The sequence below is a fragment of the Occallatibacter sp. genome (assembly GCF_036502485.1).
GTDB lineage: Bacteria > Acidobacteriota > Terriglobia > Terriglobales > Acidobacteriaceae > Telmatobacter.
In genome coordinates this window covers 39682-63855 of the sequence record NZ_DASXYM010000006.1, presented here as the reverse complement: position 1 = coordinate 63855, position 24174 = coordinate 39682, and the positions used below count along the sequence as shown (strand labels likewise).

Genomic DNA, 24174 nt, shown 5'->3' with positions numbered 1-24174 from the left:
GTCATTCAGGGTCACGCCGCATTCGAATCGTCCCGCACTCTCCGAGTCGGAAATGACCTGCTCGAAGCACCGCAGATCTTCCTCAATGTCGGCGCCCGACCGCTCATCCCCAGCATGCCCGGCGTCGACAAGGTGGCGTTCCTCACCAGCACCTCGATCCTCGCGCTCCAGGAACTCCCCCGCCATCTCGTCGTGGTCGGCGGCGGCTACGTGGGCCTGGAGTTCGCGCAGATGTTTCGGCGCTTCGGCTCTGAAGTGACCGTCCTCGACAAGCACCCGCGCCTGGCTCCGCGCGAAGATGAAGACGCTTCCGCTGTCATTCAGGAGTTCTTTAAATTTGAGGGGATAGACATTGCGACCAGCGCCAACTGCATTCATCTGGAGCAGGCGCCCGATCGCATCCTGGTGGGCGTGGAGTGCGACGAGCGCGCGCCGCACATCGAGGCCTCGCACGTCCTGCTCGCCATCGGCCGCACGCCCAACACGGACGACCTGAACGTGGCCGCGGCCGGCATTGACACCGACGCGCATGGCTACATCAACGTCGACGATCAGCTCCGCACCAGCGCATCCGGCGTCTACGCGCTGGGCGATTGCAACGGCCGCGCCGCCTTCACCCATACCGCCTATAACGACTACGAAATTGTGGCCGACAACCTGCTCGCGGGAGCCTCGCGCCGGCTCTCAGACCGCATTCCCATCTATGCGCTGTACACGGATCCGCCGCTCGCCCACGTGGGTCTGCACGAGCATGAAGTCTGCGCCCAGGGTATCCGCGCGCTGGTCGGCAAGCGCCCCATGACGCGTGTGTCGCGTGCCATTGAGAAGGGAGAGACCTTCGGCTTTATCAAGGTCCTGGTCGATGCCGCCAACCAGCACATCCTCGGCGCGACGATCATCGGCCCCGGCGCGGACGAAGCCATCCACTGCATCGCCACAGCCATGTATGCGCGCCAGCCCGCTTCGCTGCTCACGCATTCGGTGCACATCCATCCCACCGTGGCCGAACTCATTCCCACCGTCTTCGGCGAGCTGAAGCCGCTCGCCTGAGCCGCTACAACCATTCCTGAAACTGCCCGAACTCCGGATTGAAGACCTCCACGCGGCCCGTGTCGATCTCGTAGTACCAGCCATGCAGCGCCATGGTTCCCGCCGCCACGCGACTTTCCACCGCTGGATGCGTATGCAGATGCGCCAACTGCTCCAGCACGTTTAACTGGCTCAGAAGCTCCAGACGTTTGCTGCCCTCCACATGCGAATGCACCCGGTCCAGCAGTTCGAGCGCAGGCTCTGCATAACGTAACCATCGGGCCGTGGCTGGTATGACATTCAGGTGCTCGCGATCGAGCATCCCCGTCATGGCTCCGCAGGCGGAGTGCCCGCACACCACAATGTCTCTCACGCCCAGTTTCACAACTGAATATTCGATGCTGGCCGACACCCCCACAGCCTCGGCATCGCTATAGATCGGCACAATGTTGCCAGGCGTCCGCTCCACAAAAATCTGCCCCGGGTCGGTGCTGGTCAGCGCCGCGGGATCGATGCGCGAATCCCCGCAGGTGATAAACAGCGCGTGGGGCACCTGCTTCTCCGCCAGGCTCTCGTACAGCGCGCGCTTCTGGGGAAAAACCTCGCTGCGGAAGCGGTGCACCCCTCGCCGGAGGTAATCCGGATCGCCCGCAGGCTGCGTCGGCATAAGCTTGCCCTCACTTGCCGGGAATGCATCGGACGCTAACCGCCCGGCCCTCTCCCGGAAACTGGCAGAACTAACGGCTGCAGCACGCGCCCCATCCGGCACCCGCACTGTGAACACGGCTCTCTCCAGAGAATCCATGCCCAGGCGAAAAGTCCTGTAGCGTCACCGCTGGTTTGCCGCTATAGTGTTCCATCCGGAGATCCCGCATGAACGCAAGAAGCGAATCTGCCCTCGCCACTGTCAGCCCTGCGCTTGCCGGCAAAGTACGCGCCGCCGCCGCCACGCTTGAAGCCGCCGGAACCCATCTCCTTGTCGTATCCGGCCTTCGAACCGCCGCCCAGCAGGATGCCTTGTTTGCGCAGGGACGCACCGCGCCGGGACAGGTTGTCACCAATGCGCCGGCCGGACACTCGATGCACAATTACGGCCTCGCGGTAGACATCGTGCCCTACATTTCGGGTGAGTCGGGCGACCTGAATTGGCGCGCGCACACTCCGCAGTTTCAGGCCATGGTGGATGCGTTGAAGGCCAAGGGCCTGGCCTGGGGAGGAGACTGGATCCACTTCAAGGATGAAGATCACTTCCAGTTATCGAACGTGCCCGCCAATCCCAGCCAGGCCATGATCGGCGACTACGGTGCCGGCGACGAGACGGCTCTCGAGGCAATCTGGCAAAACGCCACCGACGGCAAATACCAGGCCTGAGCCCACAAGATGTGGACAACCGCCTCAACCGTGTCTCACCAGCCTGATTCCTCGGTCGCTTGGCTTTTCGTTTCGTGCCTTTCCGGTCTCCGGGCATTGGTGCCTGGTCCCTGTCTTTTCCCGGCCCCCCTTGCCTACTCCCTACTCCCTGCCGTTAAACTCCCGCCATGATGCGCAACCAACTTCCCACGCTCCTTGCAGTTGCAGCCCTTGCCTCGGTCACGGCTTCCCTTCTGGCGCAGCAGCCCGCTGAACAGAAGATGAAGCCCGAAGAAACTGAAGTCTGGCAGCCTGTTCCGCCTGTCGTCACGCCTGCCAAAGACTGCGGCGCCGCGCCCTCTGACGCCGTCGTGCTCTTCGATGGCAAGAGTCTCGATCAATGGGTCAATGTCTCCGACCAGCAGCCCGCCAAGTGGGACCTCGTCGACGGCCTCATGCGCGTCAACAAAACCGGCGGCAGCATTGAGACCAAGCAGAAATTCAAGAACTATCAGCTCCACATTGAGTTCCGCATTCCCGAGTCCATCACCGGCTCCGGCCAGGCCCGCGGCAACTCCGGCGTCTTCCTCGCCTCCACCGGAGCGGGCGACAGCGGCTATGAGCTCCAGGTCCTCGACTCCTATCAGAACTCGACCTACGTGAACGGCATGGCAGGCAGCCTCTACAAGCAGGCCATCCCCCTCGCCAACGCCGCGCGCAAACCCGGTGAGTGGAACGTCTACGACGTGGTCTGGACCGCACCCATATTCAACGAGGACGGCTCCGTCAAAACACACGCCTATGCCACCGTCCTCTGGAACGGCGTCATCGTCGAAAACCACTTCGAGCTGCAAGGCGAAACCCGCTACATCGGCAAGCCCTTCTACAAGGCCTACGACACCGCCCCCATCAAGCTGCAGGCCCACGGCGACAAGTCCGAACCCATCAGCTTCCGCAACATCTGGGTCCGCAACCTGCCCTAACACACAGCAATCACCTCGGTACCAGCGAGGGAGCGGGGTCCGCACACCCCCCGTCCGAACAATTTCTGTCACTCACCAGCACCTTGTCATCCTGAGCCGCATGCCGGGTGCCCATCCTCGCGACGTTTTCGTCCTTGTCGCGAGGGTGGGAAACCACCTCAACCCGCCAAACCTAAGCTCTGCCTGGGTGGGAGGGATCTCCCTCGCTCCCGCCCCCGTCAAAGACCGCAGGGCATGTGAACCCAGAACCCTGAAATCTCGGATACGGGCTGACCTCCTGATCCAGTACGAAAGGCGCGCGCAGATGGCAGCGGGGCCGCACCGCAGGTGCCGGAACCACCGGCGTTACTAATAGTTTCTAATTCAGCTCATGAACCCCTTGCAGTTCGCTTTTTGTTCGCTATAATCCACGCATGGCTGTCACCCGGCGACAAAAAGAAGTGCTCGACTTCCTCGACTCCTTCGTGAGCCGCAACGGCTATTCCCCCTCCTTCGAAGAGATCGCTCGCGGCATGGGCCTCAAAAGCCTCGCCACCGTGCACAAGCACATCACCAATCTTGAGAGGAAGGGCATGCTGGATCGCGTGCACAACCGCAGCCGCTCCATTGACGTGTTGCCGCCCGGCACCCGCACCCGCTCGAGCGATCGCCTTCCGCTCGCCGGCCGCATCGCCGCCGGCCTGCCCGTCGAAACCAGCGAGAACATGGAATCCATTTCGCTGCATGACGTGGTCGGTAACCGCGACGTCTTTGCACTCGAGGTGCGCGGCGATTCCATGCGCGACGAGCACATCATCTCTGGCGACTACGTCCTCGTCGAGCGCACCAAGACCGCGCGCCAGGGCGAGATCATCGTAGCCCTCGTGCACGGCTCTGAGACCACCCTCAAGCGCTACTACTCCGAAGGCAGCACCATTCGCCTGCAGCCCTCCAACGTCGAGATGGAACCGATTTACGTCCCCGCCGCGCAGGTCGCCATCCAGGGCCGCGTCCTGGGCGTGCTGCGCAAATACCACTGATCCGATTGCAAAGCCAAACTTTCGAAACCAGACGCAAGAAGGCCCGGCGCTCGCCGGGCCTTCTGCTCGCTGCCAGACTGCTTTGCCGTTACGCCGCCTGGGTGCCGGCAATCAACTTCTGCACCTTCTCTTCGATCACATCCTGCGGAACGTATCCAACGATCTGATCGGCCACCTTGCCGCCCTTGAAGAACAGCAGCGCGGGAATGCCGCGGATTCCATAACGCGAAGGCGTGGCGCCATTCTGGTCCACGTTCACCTTGGCGACCTTCAGTTTGCCCGCGTAGGTTGCCGCCAGGTTATCCACTGCCGGCGCAATCATCTTGCAGGGCCCACACCACGCTGCCCAGAAATCCACCAGAACCGGCTGCTCGCTCTTCAGCACTTCCTGATCAAAGTTCGCATCCGTCACTTCCAAAACACCTGCTCCAGCCATGCTCCTCCTTGCCGTAACTGCACCGGTTCAGTTTACCCTGCAGCCTTGCCTTCATGGGATGCGGGAGCGTGCCGGAAAGTCGCATCCCGCTCAAGAGCGCATCCGTGCCCCCGCCGTGCCCAAAATCAAAAGCGCCCGGACTCCATCAAGGAATCACGGGCGCTAGAGCAGCCCTCCCCCAGAACTGCCCACGTGCTGAATGTATGTTTTCTTTAGCGGAAGATCAAGCAATCTTAGGTAATAGTGATCGCAATCACCGACGGGTTAGTTGCACTTTGAATACTGCTGAAAAAGTGGGATTCACTACCACGAAAGTGGACAAGAAGGCTCCGCAAATCCCCTATCGGTAACCCGCGGCGGCAGGCCGTTGCGCGCGCGCACCCGTCTCGATTACAGTGCCGTTCCCCTCAAAACCGCACACCAGCAGCTCCGGCCGCTGCATCTCCCGCATGGCCTCATCAATCCTGCGCGAGGCGTTCTCGACATCCTTTTCCGATTGCACAATCGCCAACACCGCCGGCCCGGCGCCGCTCAGCGCCACGCCCAGAATCCCGTCCTGCCCCGCCAGCGGCAGCAGCCTGGGCAGTTGCGGGCAGATCGCCGCGCGATACGGCTGGTGCACGCGATCGGTCATGGCCGCCTTCAGCAAGTCGCCGCGCCCTTGCGCAAAGGCCAACCCCAGCATCGCCGCGCCCTGCAGATTGATCACCACATCGGTTCGCGCATAGATGGCCGGCAGCACCGCTCGCGCCGTGCTTGTCGCCAAGGGTTCTGTGGGCAGCACGACAATGGCGCGCCATTCCTCAGGGGGTTCCACCCGCGCCACATGCACCTCGCCGCCCTGTGTGCCTGACGCGACAAATCCGCCCAGCCAGCATGCCGCCGCATTGTCGGGATGACCCTCCAATTCCGAAGCCTCCGCCAGCACACGCTCGCTTGACCAGCCGAGCTGCCCAAAATGATTAGCCAGCACAATCGCCGCCAGGCGCCCCGCAGCCGACGACCCGCAACCCATCCCCAGCGGAATCTCGTTCTCCATGCGGATGGCAAGCGGCGTCACGGCTCTGCCCTCGCGCTGCACCAGAGTGCGATACAGCTCGATCACCAGGTTGTCTTCCAGAGCCCCGCATCGCTCGGCATCGCGCCCCGTCGCGCTGATGGAAAACTCAGCCGCGGGTTCCGCCTCCACCGTCAGGTAAAAATCCAAAGCGACAGCCGCGGTATCGAAGCCCGACCCCAGGTTGGCCGACGTGGCCGGCAGCCGCACCCGTACTCTGTCGCCGTACTCGCTCATGCCGGCACGTCTTTCATGGCGGCCAGCACCGCCGGCGGCGTGGCGTCCACCACGCGCGCATTGCGCCGCAGGCCGTCGATCGCCGCCTCATGGCCAGCGGCCTCTTCTGGCCGCAGCAGCATGCCGCGATGGAAGTCAATGGTGTAATCGGCGTCTTTCAGCGTGTGCCCGGTGAGCACCAGCACCACCCTATCGCTCTCCGCCACTGCACCCTGCGCCCGCAGCTTCTTCAGCCCCGCCAGCGTGACCGCGGAGGCCGGCTCACAGCCAATGCCCTCCAGGCCGATCTCCGCCTTGGCCAGGGCAATCTCCGCCTCGCTTACATCCAGGCACCAGCCGCCGGTCTCCTCCACCACACGCGCCGCCTTCTTCCACGACGCCGGATTGCCGATCCGAATGGCCGTGGCCCGCGTGTTCGCCTCCACGGCTTTGAACTCCTTCTCGCCCTCCGTTCCGGCACCGTCATTCAGGTAGCGCACCAGCGGATTCGCCCCTTCGGCCTGGATCACTGAAATCTTCGGCACGCGCGCCACCAGCCCAAGCTCCTTCATTTCCTTGAAGCCCTTGCCTAGCGCTGACGAGTTGGCAAGATTCCCGCCCGGAACAATCAAGTGATCCGGCACGTTCCAATCGAACGCCTCCGCGATTTCCAAAGCCGGCGTCTTCTGCCCTTCCAGGCGATACGGATTCATGGAATTCAGCAGATAAATTGGAGCCTCGCGCACAATCTCCAACAAAACTTTCAGGCAGCCGTCAAAGTCCGTCTTCAACTGGCAGGTCACCGCGCCATAGTCCATCGCCTGCGACAGCTTCCCCCAGGCGATCTTGCCTTCAGGAATCAGCACCAGGCTGCGCATTCCCGCGCGCGCCGCATAGGCCGCCATCGCTGCCGACGTATTCCCGGTCGAGGCACACGCCACCCACTCAAACCCACGCTCTCGCGCCACGCTTAGCGCCGCCGTCATCCCCGTGTCCTTGAACGACCCCGTGGGATTCATCCCCTGGTGCTTGGCATAGAGCTGATCGAGCCCCAGAGCCCTGCCCGCGCGCGGTAACGCGTAGAGCTCGGTGTTGCCTTCACCGAGCGTTACGGCGTTGCCAAAGTTATCCAGGATCGGCAACAGTTCGCGGAACCGCCATACGCCGGAGCGGTCCAGCGCCTCGCCCGAGCAGCGCCGCTCGCGCCACAGCCACTTCAGCGCACCGGGGTTGGGCCGCGTCTGGCTCTGGCGCGTCACCCAGCCGGGATATTCCACCTCAAACAGATCGCCGCAGTCCGCGCAACGAAAGTCCGGCCGCGCCTCCGGGCCGGAGATGCGCGCACCGCAGCCGAAACAGCGTAACGTGTGCAGATTGTCGTTCATGCCTGCTGATAGCCTACCAGTGCGGGACATCTTATGCAGGTGATTGTCTCCCCGTCCCGGAGGTTCCCCATGAGCCGATTCCGCGCAGTATTTGCCTTCCTTCTGGCTATCTTCCCTGCGCTCGCGGCTGCCCAGACCATCCGCATCGCGGCGGCGGCTGATCTTGAGCCTGTCCTACCGCCAATTCTCGAACAGTTCCGCCAAACTACCGGCATCACCGCACAGCCCACCTACCAAGCCTCTGCAGCGCTCACTACTCAGATTCAGAACGGCGCCCCCTTCGACCTCTTCCTCTCTGCCAACATGGATTACCCGCAGAAACTGGTCACCGCCGGTCTGGCTCAAGGCCTCGGCGAAGGCGCCTCCGGAACGCCAATCCTCTACGCCAATGGCACTCTCGTGCTTTGGACTCGTAAAGACTCACGCCTCCCGCCTCCCTCCATCGATCTGCTGCGCAACCCCGCTCTTAAGCGTCTCGCCATCGCCAATCCCGATCGCGCGCCCTACGGCAAAGCCGCCATCGCCGCGCTCCAGAAGCTCGGGCTCTACGACAGCCTCAAACCCCGCTTTGCGGTTGCCGAAAACATCGCCCAGGCCGCCCAGTTTGTCGACACCGGCAATGCCGACGCCGGTCTCATCTCGCTCACCTCCGCCAAAACCGGGCGCCTCACCGCCGACGGCCAGTATTTCGAGATCCCCGCCGACCTTTACCCTCCCATCGAGCAGGGAGCGGTCCTCGTCGCAAAGACCTCGCAACGCGTCGCCGCCAAAAAGTTCCTTGTCTTCCTCATGTCCGCGCCGGTGCAGCAACAGCTCCGCCAATATGGCCTTACTCCCGGCCGTCCCGTGCCCTAAGGACTACCCCCACAAACCTCGATCCTGTCATCCCGAGCAACAACCCTGTCATCCCGAGCAACAACCCTGTCATCCCGAGGCCAACAACTCTGTCATCCCGAGCGGAGTCGAGGGATCTGCGGTTGTTCCCGTCCCGTTCTTCTCTCGCCCGACCACCTGGACCCCGCGCCTCACCCGCACGCCCGATACTTCGAGCCCCCCCCGGCCTCTACCCCCATCAACCAGGGCGCCGACACCCCGCAACGCGTCGCCGCTAAAAAAATTCCTCGTCTTCCTCATGTCTGCGCCCCTCCAGGAGCAGCTCCGCCAATATGGCCTTACTGCCGGCCGTCCCGTGCCCTCCAAACCTTAGGTCTGCACGAATTGGCGCGAAAAGAACGGTTCCGGCAAATTATCCTGTTCAGGACCATATGGATTGGCAGGCCTTTTTGCTGACGCTGCGGCTCGCGGGACTCACTACCGCCATTTTGCTCGTCCTCGCCATCCCTCTCGCCGGCGTACTGGTCCTCGGCCGCTCGCGCTGGCTTGCCGCACTCGAAGCGCTCGCCGCCCTGCCCCTGGTCTTGCCGCCCACGGTACTCGGCTTCTTCCTCCTCGTGCTCCTCGGCCCTCGCACGGCCTTCGGCCGTGGCATCATCGCGGTGCTCGGCCACCCGCTCGCGTTCTCCTTCTCCGGCCTGGTGGTCGGGTCGGTGATTTACAGCCTGCCATTCGCGGTGCAGCCCATCGTGGCCGGGTTCTCGTCCGTCGAAACCAATCTCGTCGACGCTGCACGTCTGCTTGGGGCCAGCCCCGCGCGCGTCGTTCTCACGCTTCTCGCGCCCCTCGCCCGCCGCTCCATCATCGCCGCCGCCGTCCTCAGCTTCCTTCACACTATCGGCGAGTTCGGCGTGGTCCTCATGCTTGGCGGAGACATACCAGGCGCCACCCGTACCCTCTCCATCGTCCTTTACAACCAGGTGGAAAACTTCGACTACGGTGCCGCCACTCGCACCGCGGGCCTGCTCCTCGGGCTCAGCGTCCTGGCCCTGGTTGCCATCTACTCCAGCACCGGCGCACGGAATAAAGCGGGCCGCCGTGCTTGAGTTTGAGCTTGACTCCCGCCGCGGCAGCTTCCATCTCCAGCTCTCAGCTCGCTTTCGCGCGCCCTGGACCGTCCTCTACGGTCACTCCGGCTCCGGAAAGAGCACTCTGCTTCGCCTCCTTGCGGGCCTCGACCGTGGCGACGTGGCACCCGTGCGCATCGTTCACGACGACCGCATCCTCGCCGACTCCGCCACTAAGATCTGGCTTGCGCCGGGCCGACGTCGAGCCGCTCTCGTCACCCAGCAACCCGCCCTGTTTCCTCACAGGAGCGTCGCCGCCAACGTGGGGTACGGCCTGCCCTACCTTCGCCCCTCTGAGCGCGCCAAGGTCATCCAGGCGAACCTGGAGCTGGTGGGTGCCTCTCACCTCGTCGACCGCCGTCCCGAGGACCTTTCAGGCGGTGAAGCCCAGCGTGTCGCCCTCGCCCGAGCCCTCGCGCCCAAGCCCGCGCTCCTGCTCCTCGATGAACCCTTTTCGGCACTCGATGGTCCGGCCGCCGACGCCCTTCTCGAACGCCTTCAATCCTGGGTTGACGCTCGCGCCATCCAAGCCGTCATGGCCACCCATGAAGCTGCGGACGCATTCGCCATCGGCGCCGAAGTAGCTCTCCTGCAAGAGGGTCGGCTCGTCGCCCAGGGCCACGCCAGCCATGTCCTCTCGGGCGAGCGAACCCGGATCCTCTCACGCCTGGACTCCGCCTCGGCCACAACCAGCTCAGCAGCAGGCCAAACGCAAAAATCCCTCCAGCCTGAGCGCGGAAGTCACTCAGCCGGAGGGATTTCGAACCCTGAATCCTGAATCCCGCTTTTCTACGCCGTCGTCGTCGCGCAAAGCTCGTCGAAGGCCCTGACGAGCTCGCCGGCAATCTGCTGCGCCGTAGCCTGCTCGATGATGAAGCGCTGCATCAGGTACACCAGCTTCCCATCGCGCATGATCGCGATGGCCGGCGACGTCGGGGGATTCCCGTCGAAGTAGCCGCGCGCCCGCTCTGTGGCTTCGCGGTCCTGCCCCGCGAACACCGTGATCTTGCGATCCGGCTGGTTGGCCGAGTTGGCCAGCGCCATGCGCACGCCCGGCCGCATCTTGCCCGCCGCGCAGCCGCAGATCGAGTTCACCACCACCAGCGTTGTGCCGGGCTGATTGACCGCCGCGTCCACCTCGTCCGCAGTCTTTGTTTCTTCAAATCCGGCGCGGGTTAGCTCTTCGCGCATCGGGATCACCATAATCTCTGGATACATGCAATCAACCTCCGGCAGGGTCTGCCTCACTTCATTCTACGGGAAACCTGAGTGATGTAGCCTTATCTGCAAGATGCAACTCCAAGAGAACAGGATTCTGGCGCCGCTTACCACCTTCGGCATCGGCGGCCCTGCGCGCTGGTTCGTCGACGCTCAAATCGAAGCCGACGTCGTCGAAGCCTCGGCGTGGGCTCATGAGCGTAGGCTCCCGCTCTTCGTTCTTGGGGGCGGCAGCAACGTTCTCATTGCGGACGCGGGCTTCCCCGGGCTGGTCCTCCACATCGCCCTTAAAGGTGTTGAAGAGCAGGACGCTGGAGCTGATCGCATCCTCTTCTGCGTCGCCGCCGGCGAAGACTGGAGCCAATGCGTGGAGCGGGCTGCAAAGGCGGATTGGGCTGGAATCGAATGTCTCGCCGGAATCCCCGGCACCGTGGGCGGCGCTCCGGTTCAGAACGTCGGGGCCTACGGGCAGGAAGTCTCTTCCGTCATCGGCCGCGTTCGGGCATTCGATCTTCAGGATCGCCGCATGGTCGAGTTTGACGCGGAGCACTGCGGCTTCTCCTATCGCAAAAGCCGCTTCAACACTACTGACGCAGGCCGCTTCCTCGTCACCCGCGTCGACTACCGGCTCCAGCGCGGCGGCGCTCCCACGCTCAAATACCCTGACCTGCAGCGCGCCTTTCCGAGCGGCTCCACGCCTACTCTCGCCGAAGTTGCCGCCGCGGTCCGCCGTATACGCGCCAGCAAAGGCATGCTCCTGGTCGACTGCGAGCCGGACTGCCGCAGCGCCGGCAGCTTCTTCAAAAATCCCGTTGTCCCGGAAGATCTGGCGCACCGCATCGAGTTCATGACCCGCAATGCGCCGCCGCGCTTTCCGGCGGGCGAAGGCAAAGTTAAAATCCCCGCCGCGTGGCTCATCGAGCAGGCCGGCTTCCTTCGCGGCTTCTCCCGCGGGAACGCAGGCGTCTCCACTCAGCACACGCTCGCCCTGGTCAACCGCGGCAACGCCACCGCCAGCGAGATCCTGGCCCTGGCCGCTGAGATCCGCTCCACCGTCGAAAAGAAATTCGGCGTCGTCCTTCAGCCCGAACCTGTCTTCGTCGGCTTCTAGGCAGGTCTACAGCTTGTCGAACAAACTGCCCGACCCCAGTTGCGCGATCACCGACTCCAGCGCGGTCTGTTGGGTCTCGGTCATCGCCAGTTGCGTCGACACATCCGCCACATCCGCCTGCATCAGGTTTGTCTGCGCCGCCGTTAACTGCACCTGCTGGCTGCTCACCGCGGTTGAGGCCGCGCTGAGCTGTGTAATCGAGTTATCGATTGTTACCCGCTGCTGCGAAATCCAGTTCATCGAGTCGCTCAGCGCCGTCGTGTCCGCTACGGCTTCCGTCGTGTTGAGCGTTCCGGTTGAGTAGTCCGCGATCAGGCTATTCAGCGCCGCAAACATGCTCTTGGTTCCGTTCCCCGCAAAAATCTGATTTCCCGGAACATTCAGTTGGATCTTCTGCCCGTTCGGCGACTCCAGATAGTTCACGCCGCTGTCCCCGCTGTAAGTTACGGTCGCTGGCGATCCCGCCGTGGACAGCGAGAACGGAACACTGGTGGTCTTTCCCCCGGCGAAGATGTATTGGCCCTGGTAGCTCGAGTTAGCCAGCGTTAGCAGCTCGGCCCGGATGCCCGCGATCTGATTGGCGATTGATGACCGGTTACTCGCATTCATCGTTCCATTGTTGGCGGCAGTGGCCAGGGAGATGGCCTGCGTCAGCTGCGAAACCGCCTGTCCCAGAGCTGAATCGGCAACCTGCAATTGCCCCGTCACCAAACTCGACGACTCCGTGAACGAATCGTCCTGCTGCATCTGGTTGAGCAGCAGGACATTTTGTCCCGCTGCCAGCGGATCCTTGCTGAGGGACGTCACCCGTACCCCGCTCGACAACTCCGCCGTCAGTTGCTGCGCATTAGCCTGCGTGCTGTTCAGCGAACCCACCAGGTTCGTGATGTAACTCGGATCCACCCTCATTCCCTGCTCCTATTTCTTGCGTCCTACGACACTGCCGTCTGCTGCCCAAGATTGATAGCCGCCGCCATGATCCTGTCCAGCATGGCATATACCTGCGACGCCGCCTGGTAACTGCGCTGCAGCGTGGTCATAGCCGCCGCCTCGTCGTTCAGGTTCACCTGCGAAAGCGCATTGTTCATGGTCTGCAATTGGGACACGGAGGCATTCTCGGCCGTATTTTCCGTCTCCACCTGCGAGACGGTTGACCCCAGCGACGTCACGAATCCCGAGTAGTACCCGCTCGGCATCTGCCCGTTCAGGAGCGTCTGCCCCGCCGCCAGAACCGTTCCGTCAGGCAACGTCAGCCCGCTCAAAACGGGCGGATTCGCGAGCGTGCCGAGGTTGGCCAGCGCGATCGCATTGGAGTTGTCACCGGTCCCCTTCCCCGCGCCCGCGGCCGCAATCCCGTTGGGGTCCGCCATCACCACGCTCATCTGCTTCGCGGCCCCGGCGGCGGTGGTCTGCAAAAAAACTGCTCCGCCGGCCTTGCCGTTCAGATCCAGTCCCTTGGCATTCTGCGCGTTCACTTCGACTGAAATCCCAAACGCCAGCTGATCCAGTGCCGTCATAGTCCGGGGGATATCCTGATCGCGCGCCGTCATGTACCCGCCAAGTTCTCCGCCTCCGGCAGCCAGATCGGTGGTCGCGTCCGTTGCTCCGACAAAAAAGTGCGTCACCCCGTTCACCGTCCCGGTCGTGAGCTGCGTCGCCTGTCCTTCCGAGATGAGCGTCTGACCAGACGTGGTGGTAATCGTCAGCCCGTTATTCTCCGTAGTGATCTGGTTGATGCCGATCAGTTGCGAGAGCTGGTTCAGGTCTCGCTGGCGCTCATCCTCGAGCGGACCCGCATCGCTGTCTGCCGAGGTTGACTGAATCTGCTGGTTCAGCGCGGCAATCGACCTGGTCAGCGCATTCACCTGAGTCACTACACCAGTCGCCTCCTGGTCCAGCGCCGCCGTCTGCGCATTCACACCGGCGGCAGTGTTTGAGATATCTCCCGCCAGCAGCTTGGCAGACGACAGCACCTGCTGCCGCAACGCATTACTGGTCGGATTCGCTTCCAGCGACGCAAACGAACTGAAGAAGCTGGTGATGTCGCTGCCGACATCTCCCGCCGTTGAACCGCTCGCACCTGAAGCCGGCGTAAACGAGTTCTGCAGGAGATTCAACGCCGAGAGCCGCGTATTCGAAGCCGAAGCCAACTGCTGCTGCTGATCCAGCCTCTCCAGCAGCACCCGGTCTCGAATCGACTGAGCGCCCGTCTCCCGCACGCCCGTTCCGTAATACCGGCCGTTGATCGTAACCGGAGAATTCTCCTGAAAAGTCGGACGCTCTCGCGTATACCCGGGGGTGTTGGCATTGGCTACGTTGCCGGCAATGACGCTAAGCCCCGACTGATCGGCGTTGAGCGCACCGGCGATGATGCTGAAGGCGCCGCTAATCGTGCCCATTGCCCGACTCCTCCCCCGGGCCGCTCTCCAGCGCCAAAGGCTCGTAGAACATGGCGCCCTGACGCAGTTCGCGCAGCCGATTCATCACCGTAAGGTTTGCCCGCGTTGCATCTAGAACCCGCGCAAACACCGCCATCTGGCCAGCCGCGTCGCGCGCCTGGTGCGCCGCCTCGGCCCGCTCAACGTGATCGCGATTCAGCGCCTGGCAGGCGCGTGCCAGCTCCTCCAGCCGCTCGGCGTCCAGCAGAGCCAGCGCCCGCGACGCCTCCCACACAATCTGCTTCAGCTCCGGATCGAACCGGCGCACACCCAAGCCGTACATCCTGTCCTTCTTTCCGCTTCGATCCTGCCCCGCTTACCGTCCGCCCGCCAGCATCGAATCGACAAGCTTCGATGCCACCACCGAAGCGGGAACGTCATAGGTACCCGCAGCCAGCGCTGCCTGGATACTCGAAACCTTATCCATGCGCACTCCGCCATCGGTTGCGGTCTGCGCCACTTGATTGCCCGCGTTGCTAAGAGTGGCCACGTCGCTCGAAACAGGGTTGTTCTCGTGCGCCGCCCCGCTCTTCGCCGGCTGCGTACCAGACGGAGAAGGTTGCGACACCCCCAGTAGCGATCTCAATCCATCAAAGCCTGTGCGAATGTCCATTTTTGAAACTCCTCGCTGCCTTCATCGGCAGTCCTTCTAATCACTCTAGTGATTAGAAGGTTCCCAATTCGGTATTGAAGTGCGTGTCTGCGGTTACTCCGTCCGTTCCGGGAGAGTTACCGGATCGGGACAACTGGCTGAGTATCCGATTGGCGATTCCGAACCCGCCATGTTCGCTCAGCCCTTTTCCCAAAGCCTCAGACGCAAACTCGCCCAGGATCCCCGCAGATCCACTCCCGTCGCCGTCCGCGGCACCCGTAAGGCTGTCCCCAGCCGCCAACGGCTTTAGTAACTCCTTCAGCATCTGGCCTTCAAATTCATGGGCTGCCCGGATTAGACGAGGCTTAAGTTCGAACCCCGCTGCCTGCGCGCCCCCCACTCCGCCCACACTCGCAATTGCCATCACAGCACCTCCAGCTCAGCTTCCAGAGCGCCGGCCTCTTTCATGGCCTGCAAAATCGAGATCACATCGCGCGCGCCGGCCCCGGTCCTCTGCAGCTCCTGCACCAGGTCTTCCACGGTGGCGCCTTCCTTCAGGTCGATCCGGTTCACCGGCTTGTCCTCCGCCTGGACCGTCGTCTGCCGCACCACCTGCGTGGTCCCGGCGGCCATGGGATTCGGCTGCGATACTTTGACCTCGGAGATGACGTTCACCGTCAGGCCGCCGTGCAAAATCGAGACCGGCTGCAACAACACCTTTCCGCCGATCACCACGGTGCCGGTGCGTTCATTCACCACCACCCGGGCTCGCGGCGAAATCTCAATCTCCACCGACTCGATGCGATCCAGCAGCGCCGCCCGATCCTCATTTACCAGCGACACCACTTCCACCCGGCGACTGTCCACGGCATGCGCCCGCGGCATCCCCAGCGCCGCATCGATGGCCGCCGCCATGTTCTCCGCGGTATGGAAATCCGCGTCGTTCAGAATCACGTTGATCGACGGCATATCGCGCAGATCGAACACCACCGGGCGCTCCACCAGCGCTCCCCCGGGAATCCGCGCCGTGGTGGGATGATTCATCTGCCGCGCATTGCCGCCGCCCGTCGCCAGGTATCCGCCCAGCACCAGCGAGCCCTGCGCCTGCGCATAAATCTGCCCATCGGGCCCGTACAGCGGCGTCATCAGCAGGATTCCGCCCTCGAGCGATCGCGCATCGCCGCCGGAGGAAACCGTCACGTCCATCTTGTACCCCGGGCGGCTGAACGGCGGCAGGGTAGCCACGACAAACACCGCCGCCATGTTCTTCACCTGCATGTTGGAGGCAGAGTTGGACCCCGTCTGCGGCACCGTGATCCCCATCCGCTGCAGAGCCGAAATCAGCGTCTGCGCAGGAAATACCGTCTGCGAGCTGTCCCCCGTGCCCTTCAACCCCACTACCAGCCCATACCCCACAAGCTGGTTGTCGCGAATCCCCTCGATGGTAGCCACATCCTTGATGCGCGCCCTCTGCGGCACACTCTCGCCGCACATCGCAGCCGCACCCGCCATGGCCATCAACACAGCAGCGAATTGTCTACGCCATAGATTCATCTGTGAACCTGTTCTCAACGGGCCAGGTGATTCATTGCTCAGGTGGTCAGTTGCTCAGTTGCTCAGGCGGTCAGGCGGTCAGGCGGTCAGGCGGTCAGGTGATCCTGCCGCCTGCTCCCAACGTCCCGTTTTCTGCTGCCTAAAAAACAATGATCCGCTCCAGCCATCGCACCAGCGGGTTTTGTCTGTACGTCGAATCGGTCACGATGCCCTTGCCCGTCACCTCAAGCTCCAGGTCCGTCATGGCCGTAGACTGAATCTGGTTCTGTGCGCTCACATCCTCGGGCCGCACCAGCCCGCGCAGCCGGATCAGTTGCGTCTGCTGCGAGAACGTCAGTTGCCGCGTCGCCTGCACCACCAGCATCCCATTGGGCAGCACATCCACCACTTCGCCGCCGAAGGTCGTCAGGAGGCTGGAGTTGGTCGTGCTCTGCCCCTGCGCCGTCAGCCCCGAAGCCGATGTCTGGTTCACCAGGTTGCTCAGGGCATTGCTCGTCTTGAGCGCGCCAAACAGCGCCGTCACGCTCGACTTCGCATTCGATGCCCGCGAATTTTTCACCTGACCGTCGGTGGAAGCCGCCAGGCTCTCCGTCACCACAATCGACACCACATCGTGCAGCCGGAAGGCCTTCACATCCGTCCCCAGGCGCACCAGTTGCCCGTTGGGGCTCCAGATCGACCCCGGGGTACGAATCTCCGCCGCCTGCTGCGCCCGTACGCGCTCCACATACGACGTGAGCGACGCCTCGGGCGGCGTAACGGCGCGGCCCTGCGGAGTTGTTGGCCTCTTTCCCTCGGCCCGCCCGCACCAGCAGCCCATGGCCGTCGAAAGCACCAGCGCCACCGCGATTCTGCTGCGAGAACTCATTGCCCGCCTCCCGTTCCGAAGAGGATCTTCGCCCGCCCCGGCGCCACTGCCACCACCTGCAGCACCCGCCCTCCCACCTTCAGCCGCGCGGAAAAGAGTCCGCCCGGGACCGCCGGTCCCAGCGCCACCGCCTGCAGCACCGCGTCGACCACCGCATTGTGTTCTTCCACCAGTACGGCATCGCCGGCGTGGATGACCGGAGCCGCCACTCGCCCTGTTTCTGCGCCCGGCTCACGCGGCGACACCTCGACCAGCCTGCCCGGTCCGCCCGGATGCGCGGCATCCTTCACCAGCAGCCAGCGCAAGCCCGTATGGGGATCATGAATCTCCCGCAACGCGGCGGACGCCTTCCGCGCAGCCCCGCCGGCCGGCACTCCGCTCGAAGCAGTCTGCGCCCCGGCAGCGCATGCCGCCGCAGCCAGCAACCACACATCCCATCGCAACCAAAGCTTTCTCATCGCCCACCTCAGCGGGTCATGTTGTTGACCTGCGAATACATGTCGTCCGCAGTTTTGATCACCTTCGAATTCGACTCATAAGCCCTCTGCGCCAGCACCATCTGCACAAATTCGGTAACTACGTCGACATTCGAATTCTCGAGATATCCCTGCTGCAGCGTCCCCATCCCCTCGGTCCCACCCGGGTTGCCGAGCACCGGATCGCCCGAATTGAGCGTGGACTGCAAAAGGTTGGCTCCCATGCTTTCCAAGCCGCCCGGATTGGGAAACGTGGCCAGTTGCAACTGGCCCAGTTGCGACGGATTCCTCTGCCCCGGCAGGGTCGCGTTCACCACGCCATACTGCGTGATGGTCACGGCCGTGGCATTGGGCGGAATGGTGATGCTCGGCACCAGCGGATCGCCGTCCGTGGTCACGATGGTGCCCTGGTTGTTGAGGTGGAACTGTCCCGCGCGCGTGTAAGCGATGGTGCCATCCGGCCGCTGCACCTGAAAGAAGCCGGAACCCTCGATGGCCACGTCGAGCGGGTTCGATGTTTGGTTGAGGGGGCCCTGGCTCATGATCACTTCGGTCGCGGCCGACTTGGTCCCAAGCCCGATCTGCAGGCCTGCACCCACCGTCGACTGGCTCTGCGCCGCGCCCGGGGTCACCAGGTTCTGATACACCATGTCCTGAAACTGCAGGCGCAGCTGCTTGAACCCCGTGGTCGACGAGTTCGCCAGATTATTCGCGATCGTGTCCAGGTTCCTCTGCTGCGCGCTCATCCCGCTGGCCGCCGTATATAAGGCTCGAATCATCGCTACTCCTCCTCAGTGGTCAGTGGCGCAGTGCTGCTCGGCCGCCTCGCCCCTCTGCCCCTCTGTCCCTCTGCCCCTCTGTCCCTGTCCTGCTATTCCCTACTCCCGATTTCCTAATCCCTGCTCTTCTCACACCCTCGCCAGGTCTTCGCTCGCAAACTTATTGAACTCGGTATGGAACACCGTCAGCGCCTTCTGCATCATCTCCGCCTGGCGCTGCATCACCACGAGATCGAGCGTGCCCTGAATCGCGTCCTGGTTGGCGCCCTCGAGCGCGCCCTGCCGGATCGCGGCGTCCTTCGCAACCTGCGGCATCGTGTTGGGGGGAGCCACATAACGATTCGTTCCTTCCGGAGTGAGCTGCGCCGTCGCCGGAAACGTGAAGATCCCCACCGTCTCCACCGCGCCGCCAGCCACTGACACCACCCCGTTGGCGCCCACTGACACCTCGCCCGGTGGAATCTGGATCGTCTTGCCGGCGCTTGAAAGTACGGGTTCGCCCTCGGCGGTCACAAGCATGCCGCCCTGAGATCGATGAAAGCTGCCGTCGCGCGTGAATCGCGCCCCGTTCTGAGTCTGGATCTGAAAGAATCCCTGGCCTTCAATCGCCAGGTCGAGTGGATTGCCGGTAGGCTCAATCGGCCCTTCGGCGAGATTCAGACGGTCTCCCCCCAGCAGCCCGAAGCGGTTCACGGCCTGGCCCAGTTGCGAGGCCGGCGCCCTGTCCAGCATCACCGAACGGAAGTACTCGCGCTCTGCGCGATAGCCCGGCGTCTGCGTGTTGGCAAGATTGGACGCCGCCGTATCCAGCGCCTGAGTGCGCGCCAGCAGACCTGTCATTGCCGCGTAGTATCCGCTGTCCACTTTTATGGTCCTCCGTGACACAAGGACCCTTGCAGATGGAGGACCGGAAAGGACGAGGGAAGATTAGAGGGAAACAAGAAAAGCGAATCGAAACGGGACAGTCAGGCAAACAAGAAGGGACCGGCCGCACGCTGAAGCGCAAGGCCGGTCGGGGGAGGGCTTACTGAAGGCCATCGCAGAGGATGGTCACTTCGAACTTCATGCCTTCGAAGGCATAAACGTGCAGCAGGCGAAACTCCGGCGCCTGCACACGCAGGTTGTAGTTGCGGCCCGTAATCACCGCCGGCACAGACAAGCCACAGTTGGCCGCGAGTTCCGGGACCTTGCCCTTCCACGACCCGGCCAGCATGTTGCAAATCTCGCCGACCGCGTCTTTCACGGTGTCATCCACCTCGCTGAACTCCATGCCCGTCATATGCGCGGCAAGCTCGCGGGCTGCGCTGCCGCCGGAGCGGAATACGCACGCCCCGCTCAGCAGGCCGCCAAAGCCTACCACGGCCGTCACTCGCTCCTCTTCTTCTTCCAACTGGCCCCCGTCGCGCCGGCAGTCGACGCCCAGCATCATCCGGCAGATCTCTTCCACTGTGGCATCCAGGTTGCGAGGATCGGAGATCTCGCCCAGGGACTCGCGCAAAGATAGCGGCATTACCCTCTTCCTTTCCCTGCCGCCCGCTGCGGCCACGGCGGCATCACGTACTCCAGCGAACCACATAAGATCTCTCACGCCGCCTTCAGCAAAGGAAGGACGCGCTCCTTCACCTGCTCGGGGGTGAAGGGCTTGCGGATGTAGCCACGGGCGCCGGCGGCAATCGCCTGCTTCACATGCTCTTCACTCGATTCGGTGGTGATCATCACCACCGGCACGCCGCGCGCCAGATCCTGGTCCTTGATCTGGCGAAGAAACTCGAGCCCGTCCATCGACGGCATGTTGATGTCGGAAAGGATCAGGTTGATGGATGTTGTGCGCAGAATCTCGAGCCCCTCGACACCATTCCCCGCCTCGTACACACGCATCGAGTCCAGTCCTGCCTGGCGCAGCGCCCTCTCCACAATCTTCCGCATCACCGAAGAATCGTCGACGATCAAGGTTTGAATTTCGCTCATTGCCGGTCCCCTCCCTCTGGCTGTATCGGCGCTCCAAACGCTGGCATGAGTGCCGTGGAAAACGTCCCGGTCATTGAGGTCCGTTCATAAACTGTCCGGAAACCGTACAGATCATGTCCCGCACGCAAGCAGCCTCGGCGATCGGCCCGCATTGCGGACGGCTCCACATGCGCAGCCACAAGCAGTCATGCACCCGCACCAGCCTTGATTCCACAGGCTTGGCCCGCTCCACGGCTTTGGCCAGAGCCCGCACCAGCGCCGGCTCCGAGGTCGCCTCCAGCAACTCCACAGGCGGAAACTTTGCCTCCAGCATGCGCGCGTGGGCGGGCCGGAACTGCGACCCCTGCACCAGCCCGCTCTCCACCCGCAGCCCCGACATGCGCTCCACAGCCAGCGACAGCGCCGGGTCCAGACGGTCTTCAAATCCCAGGTAGATCAGCCTGCCTGCGGCCACCCGAAGCGGCACAGCCCCAAAGGCATCGACGAACAATCGCGGAATCACCGGGCTGAGCCCTTCCGGATCGTGGTACTCGAGCGGCAGAACCGGACAGCTCCATTGCAAGCCCAATGCCCGCGTCACTAGATGCTCGCTCACGCCTTCCTTCGCAATCAACCAGTGGCCGATGCGGCCGGCACGGTTCGCGCGCTGGCCTTCGAGAGCTCCGCGCAGCTGCGCCTGCGTGATCCAACCCTGCTCCAGCATCAGAAGGCCCAGAGGGACGCGGTGGCGGTGCACCGTGGCCGACGATCCGCGCCCGTCCAGCTCGCGGCTTACCGCAGCCTGCAGCCGCGCCGCCGTGCACTCCAGCGAGCAGTTCCATCCTCTCTCGAAGATCGGTACCGAGCGGCTGCGCCAGATCTGCAGCCATCCCGATGAACATCCAGGGTTGGCGCACTCCCGCAACAGCCCGCGGGGGGGCAGATGCCCGGGAAGACGCGCCGCGCGTGTGCCGAACTCTTCCGACTGTTCAGGGTCCGTCCAAGCCGCCGCCGGGGAAGCTTGCTCCATGGCAGTCGGCAATGCCAACTGCGTACTACGCCGCATCAGAAGAGGCATCGAATCGTCTCCAGCCGCTTGCGCGGCGCCGCCACCTCAGTCACGCGCAATCCGAAGTTGCCATTCACCAGCACCACTTCGCCGCGCGCCACAATCTTGTCGCCCACGATGAGATCGGCGGGATCGTCGACATGGCGGTCAAGCTGCACCACGTCCCCGGGCCCCAGGTCGAGAATCTGGCCCAGTGGAAGTTCCCGGCACCCGAACCGCAGCGTGGCCTCGAGTTCCACATCGAGCAAAAGCTCCAGCCCCGGCGTGAGCATCGCCACGCCATCCTCGCCGCGCGCCGGAGCCGATGGCGCAGGAGCCGCTCCAGACTGTGTCCCGGCCGGCGTCGCAGCCGCTACTACCTTCTTCTTCTCCGTTTTGGGCGCGCGCACCTCGTCGCGCACCAGCACCGTCCAGGCGTGCTCACCCGACTTCAACTGGAACGCACGGCTGACCTTGTCTTCTCCCTTACTGGCTTCAAAGCGATCCACCCGGCATTTCTTGCCCGTCTTGGCCAGCAGCTCGCCCACCGCGGCATCGGCCACCTCGCGCAGCAATTCGGCCCAGGCGCCCTGCTGCTCCACGCCCTCGCCCAGCAGCGGCGGCTCCAGCACCGCGCTGTCGAGAATAACCGTAAACCGGCCCTCCTGGTCCCCTGAGATCGTCGCCGTAAACGCAATCGAGGCCCCCATCGGCCGCGGCAGAGAATCCACCAGTTCGGGTTCGCCTGCCAGCGCCTGCGCAAACAGCGCTGTAGCCGCCGAGATCCAGCAATCAAGATAGGTCATGCGTGTTTCCTTTCCTTATATCCACCGCCCGCACCAGCCTGGCTGCGCGATGCGTGCCCTGCCGCACCGCCTGCGCAGCCGTAAACGCTTGGCCGCCAGCGCACCACAGCGGAGAGGTCTGCGCCGGCAGATCCAGCCGGATCAGGCTGCCCGGGGCCAGGTTTTCGACGTCCTTGGCCGCGACGCGCACTGAAGGCAATTGCAGGCTCGTTCCAAAGCGAATCCGCCGCGCCCGCTCTTCGAGCAGGCTTCGCGTCTCGGAGGGCTGCCGCGTGCCGCGGCCGAAATCCACCGTCAGCCGGCGCAGAATTGCATTTGAAACCACAGCCGGAAATGCCAGGTTCAACAAACCCGAGGCGTGCGGCATGCGAATTTCAAAGCTCAGGCACAGCGTCTTCTCGTTCACGCTGATCACACGCGCCACCTGGGTCAGCATCTGGCGGCGCTCGAACGTGAAGCTCAGGCCCACTGGCTGCCAGGCCGCCGTCAGTTCGCGGCAGATGCTCTCCACCACGCTCCGCAAAATCGACTCCTCAATCTCCGTCAGCTCGCGCAGACCTCCCTCCCTGCCCTCGCCGCCCAGAAGCAGATCGATGATGGGCGGTGCCAGCGACATTTCCAGTTGCAGCACCGACAAGGCTCCCAGCGGCTCCAGCCTCACAGAAGCCACATAGCTGATCTCCGGAATCCGCAAAATGAACTCATTGAAAGGAATCTGCTCCGCCGACACCAGGTTGACCTGAAACCGGGTGCGCAGAGAAGCGGCCAGGTTGTGGGTCAGATTGCGCGCGAACAGGTCATTCAGCATGCTGATGGCGCGCAACTGTTCGGTTGAGATCTGGCCGGCCGACGAGAAGCTGTACGGCACCACCTTGGCCCGCACCTCTTCAAGCGGTTCGCCCTGCGCCGTTTGCGTACGCGCCGCTTCAAACAACGCGTCGATCTCGTCCTGCTTGAGCATCTTTTCCATCGGTTATTCCTAAGCCCCAATCCTTAGCTGGCAAGAACCCGCTTGTGCGCACGTTTGCGGTCGGTGCGATGGAAGACTCCCCTGGTGGTCAGGTCCTTCAACTCCGCACGCAGATGGACCACCGCCGAGGCATGCACCTGTGACACCCGCGACTCCACCACACCCATCGCCAAGCCGATCTCACGCATGGTCATCTCCTCGAAGTAGTAAAGCGTCATCACCAGCCGCTCGCGATCAGGCAGGTTCTGAATCGCCTCCGTCAGCCGCTCCTCCAGTCCCCCCCTGAGGCATTGAAACAGCGGATCCTCCTCGGGATTGCCAGGCACGTAGGCCAGTTCCTCCTCGCCCGAGTCCTCATTGCGCTCCATGTTCAGCGTCCCGATCTCCAGGCCCTTCAGGTCGCCCAGAAGCTGCTGATACTGATCCAGCGACAGGTCCATCTCCTCGGCCACCTCGCCTTCGTTCGGCGGCCTGCCCATGCGCGCGGTCAGGTTGCGTATGGCTTCCTCCACGGCGCGGCCCTTGCGCCGCAGCTCGCGCGGGCTCCAGTCCAGCGTGCGCAGGCTGTCGAGAATTGCCCCGCGGATGCGGAACTGCGCATAGCTGCGGAACTGCACTTTCTTGTCGGGGTCGAATTTGGTAAAGGCATCCAGCAGGCCCACCACGCCGGCCGATACCAGGTCCTCGATATCCACGTGCTGCGGCAGCCGCTCATGAATGCGCCGGGCAAGAAACCGCACCACCGGCAAGTGTTCCAGCAGGATGCGTTCCTGCTCGGCAGTCATCCCCGGCCCGCTGCCACCGGGCGGATAGCCACCGTTCAGAGTCATCCCGCGCCGTGCGGCCCCGCCGCCTGCACCCGTCCCCAAAGTCTCCAGCATCGTCACTCCTCGTCCACAACTCGTAATCCACCGCTCGTGTCTGGGACCCG

Annotated in this window: 29 protein-coding genes; 8 read left to right on the top strand and 21 right to left on the bottom strand. The window is 63.4% G+C overall.

What is annotated here, in order from left to right:
- Positions 1-1050: mercuric reductase (locus VGL22_RS01405; protein WP_465265086.1), on the top strand; the 1050-nt coding region annotated here is incomplete at its 5' end.
- A gap of 4 nt (positions 1051-1054) precedes the next feature.
- On the opposite strand, the gene VGL22_RS01400 is transcribed toward VGL22_RS01405, so the two are convergent.
- Positions 1055-1696: a carbonic anhydrase gene (locus VGL22_RS01400; RefSeq protein ID WP_465265085.1), complete on the bottom strand. Its 642-nt coding sequence runs from the start codon at positions 1694-1696 to the stop codon at positions 1055-1057.
- Between the two features lie 206 nt (positions 1697-1902).
- Here VGL22_RS01400 and VGL22_RS01395 point away from each other — a divergent pair, with 206 nt between their 5' ends.
- The 3 genes from VGL22_RS01395 to lexA all read left to right on the top strand — a co-directional run bounded on the left by VGL22_RS01395 (position 1903) and on the right by lexA (position 4381).
- Positions 1903-2400 (top strand): M15 family metallopeptidase, encoded by a 498-nt coding sequence (locus VGL22_RS01395; protein ID WP_465265084.1) that lies wholly within the window; start codon positions 1903-1905, stop codon positions 2398-2400.
- Between the two features lie 167 nt (positions 2401-2567).
- On the top strand, positions 2568-3362 hold the full coding sequence (locus VGL22_RS01390) for a 3-keto-disaccharide hydrolase (RefSeq protein ID WP_465265083.1): 795 nt from the start codon (positions 2568-2570) through the stop codon (positions 3360-3362).
- A 413-nt stretch (positions 3363-3775) separates the two neighbouring features.
- Positions 3776-4381, top strand: coding sequence for a transcriptional repressor LexA (gene lexA, locus VGL22_RS01385; protein WP_465265082.1), 606 nt, complete (start codon positions 3776-3778; stop codon positions 4379-4381).
- Positions 4382-4469: 88 nt separating this feature from the next.
- Here lexA and trxA read toward each other — a convergent pair whose 3' ends face one another.
- The 3 genes from trxA to thrC form a co-directional block, all read right to left on the bottom strand.
- Positions 4470-4817 (bottom strand): thioredoxin, encoded by a 348-nt coding sequence (gene trxA / locus VGL22_RS01380; protein ID WP_465265081.1) that lies wholly within the window; start codon positions 4815-4817, stop codon positions 4470-4472.
- A 340-nt stretch (positions 4818-5157) separates the two neighbouring features.
- Entirely contained in the window at positions 5158-6111 is a 954-nt protein-coding gene (gene thrB / locus VGL22_RS01375) for a homoserine kinase (RefSeq protein WP_465265080.1), read from the bottom strand.
- Entirely contained in the window at positions 6108-7475 is a 1368-nt protein-coding gene (thrC, locus tag VGL22_RS01370; RefSeq protein ID WP_465265079.1) for a threonine synthase, read from the bottom strand. The genes thrB and thrC overlap by 4 nt, the downstream gene beginning before the upstream one ends.
- Before the next feature lie 69 nt (positions 7476-7544).
- Between thrC and modA the strand changes: the two genes are divergently transcribed.
- The 3 genes from modA (at position 7545) to VGL22_RS01355 (ending at position 10214) form a co-directional block, all read left to right on the top strand.
- Entirely contained in the window at positions 7545-8330 is a 786-nt protein-coding gene (gene modA, locus VGL22_RS01365) for a molybdate ABC transporter substrate-binding protein (protein ID WP_465265078.1), read from the top strand.
- A 410-nt stretch (positions 8331-8740) separates the two neighbouring features.
- Positions 8741-9415, top strand: a complete 675-nt coding sequence (gene modB / locus VGL22_RS01360) for a molybdate ABC transporter permease subunit (protein WP_465265077.1) — start codon at positions 8741-8743, stop codon at positions 9413-9415.
- The gene (locus VGL22_RS01355) at positions 9408-10214 is read left to right on the top strand and encodes an ATP-binding cassette domain-containing protein (RefSeq protein ID WP_465265076.1); all 807 of its coding nucleotides are present in this window, start codon (positions 9408-9410) and stop codon (positions 10212-10214) included. The genes modB and VGL22_RS01355 overlap by 8 nt, the downstream gene beginning before the upstream one ends.
- A gap of 11 nt (positions 10215-10225) precedes the next feature.
- On the opposite strand, the gene VGL22_RS01350 is transcribed toward VGL22_RS01355, so the two are convergent.
- Positions 10226-10654, bottom strand: coding sequence for a BrxA/BrxB family bacilliredoxin (locus VGL22_RS01350; RefSeq protein ID WP_465265075.1), 429 nt, complete (start codon positions 10652-10654; stop codon positions 10226-10228).
- A 73-nt stretch (positions 10655-10727) separates the two neighbouring features.
- On the opposite strand from VGL22_RS01350, the gene VGL22_RS01345 reads away from it, so the two are divergent.
- On the top strand, positions 10728-11765 hold the full coding sequence (locus VGL22_RS01345) for a UDP-N-acetylmuramate dehydrogenase (RefSeq protein WP_465265074.1): 1038 nt from the start codon (positions 10728-10730) through the stop codon (positions 11763-11765).
- Positions 11766-11771: 6 nt separating this feature from the next.
- Here the strand turns inward: VGL22_RS01345 and flgL are convergent, their stop codons facing one another.
- The 16 genes from flgL to VGL22_RS01265 form a co-directional block, all read right to left on the bottom strand.
- A complete protein-coding gene (gene flgL, locus VGL22_RS01340) occupies positions 11772-12674 on the bottom strand; it encodes a flagellar hook-associated protein FlgL (protein ID WP_465265073.1) in 903 nt (300 codons plus the stop codon).
- 23 nt (positions 12675-12697) lie between these two features.
- Entirely contained in the window at positions 12698-14164 is a 1467-nt protein-coding gene (gene flgK, locus VGL22_RS01335; RefSeq protein ID WP_465265072.1) for a flagellar hook-associated protein FlgK, read from the bottom strand.
- Positions 14151-14486, bottom strand: a complete 336-nt coding sequence (locus VGL22_RS01330) for a hypothetical protein (protein WP_465265071.1) — start codon at positions 14484-14486, stop codon at positions 14151-14153. Before VGL22_RS01330 ends, flgK begins: the two co-directional genes overlap by 14 nt.
- A 33-nt stretch (positions 14487-14519) precedes the next feature.
- Complete coding sequence (flgM, locus tag VGL22_RS01325; RefSeq protein WP_465265070.1) at positions 14520-14816, bottom strand: flagellar biosynthesis anti-sigma factor FlgM; 297 nt, start codon at positions 14814-14816, stop codon at positions 14520-14522.
- A 52-nt stretch (positions 14817-14868) separates the two neighbouring features.
- The gene (locus tag VGL22_RS01320; protein WP_465265069.1) at positions 14869-15219 is read right to left on the bottom strand and encodes a hypothetical protein; all 351 of its coding nucleotides are present in this window, start codon (positions 15217-15219) and stop codon (positions 14869-14871) included.
- Complete coding sequence (locus VGL22_RS01315) at positions 15219-16349, bottom strand: flagellar basal body P-ring protein FlgI (RefSeq protein ID WP_465265068.1); 1131 nt, start codon at positions 16347-16349, stop codon at positions 15219-15221. The genes VGL22_RS01320 and VGL22_RS01315 overlap by 1 nt, the downstream gene beginning before the upstream one ends.
- Before the next feature lie 139 nt (positions 16350-16488).
- Positions 16489-17217 carry a flagellar basal body L-ring protein FlgH gene (locus tag VGL22_RS01310; RefSeq protein WP_465265067.1) on the bottom strand — a complete coding sequence of 243 codons (729 nt, stop codon included), beginning with the start codon at positions 17215-17217 and terminating at the stop codon, positions 16489-16491.
- Positions 17214-17675 carry a hypothetical protein gene (locus tag VGL22_RS01305; protein WP_465265066.1) on the bottom strand — a complete coding sequence of 154 codons (462 nt, stop codon included), beginning with the start codon at positions 17673-17675 and terminating at the stop codon, positions 17214-17216. The genes VGL22_RS01310 and VGL22_RS01305 overlap by 4 nt, the downstream gene beginning before the upstream one ends.
- Positions 17676-17683: 8 nt before the next feature.
- The gene (gene flgG / locus VGL22_RS01300; protein ID WP_465265065.1) at positions 17684-18472 is read right to left on the bottom strand and encodes a flagellar basal-body rod protein FlgG; all 789 of its coding nucleotides are present in this window, start codon (positions 18470-18472) and stop codon (positions 17684-17686) included.
- 129 nt (positions 18473-18601) lie between these two features.
- Positions 18602-19336 carry a flagellar hook-basal body protein gene (locus VGL22_RS01295; protein WP_465265064.1) on the bottom strand — a complete coding sequence of 245 codons (735 nt, stop codon included), beginning with the start codon at positions 19334-19336 and terminating at the stop codon, positions 18602-18604.
- A 160-nt stretch (positions 19337-19496) separates the two neighbouring features.
- Positions 19497-19982, bottom strand: a complete 486-nt coding sequence (locus tag VGL22_RS01290; RefSeq protein ID WP_465265063.1) for a chemotaxis protein CheX — start codon at positions 19980-19982, stop codon at positions 19497-19499.
- A gap of 74 nt (positions 19983-20056) precedes the next feature.
- The gene (locus tag VGL22_RS01285; protein ID WP_465265062.1) at positions 20057-20440 is read right to left on the bottom strand and encodes a response regulator; all 384 of its coding nucleotides are present in this window, start codon (positions 20438-20440) and stop codon (positions 20057-20059) included.
- A gap of 70 nt (positions 20441-20510) precedes the next feature.
- The gene (locus VGL22_RS01280) at positions 20511-21497 is read right to left on the bottom strand and encodes a hypothetical protein (RefSeq protein WP_465265061.1); all 987 of its coding nucleotides are present in this window, start codon (positions 21495-21497) and stop codon (positions 20511-20513) included.
- On the bottom strand, positions 21485-22273 hold the full coding sequence (locus VGL22_RS01275; protein ID WP_465265060.1) for a FliM/FliN family flagellar motor switch protein: 789 nt from the start codon (positions 22271-22273) through the stop codon (positions 21485-21487). The genes VGL22_RS01280 and VGL22_RS01275 overlap by 13 nt, the downstream gene beginning before the upstream one ends.
- A complete protein-coding gene (locus VGL22_RS01270; protein WP_465265059.1) occupies positions 22260-23243 on the bottom strand; it encodes a flagellar motor switch protein FliM in 984 nt (327 codons plus the stop codon). Before VGL22_RS01270 ends, VGL22_RS01275 begins: the two co-directional genes overlap by 14 nt.
- Before the next feature lie 23 nt (positions 23244-23266).
- Entirely contained in the window at positions 23267-24124 is an 858-nt protein-coding gene (locus VGL22_RS01265; RefSeq protein ID WP_465265058.1) for a FliA/WhiG family RNA polymerase sigma factor, read from the bottom strand.
- Positions 24125-24174: the final 50 nt, after the last annotated feature.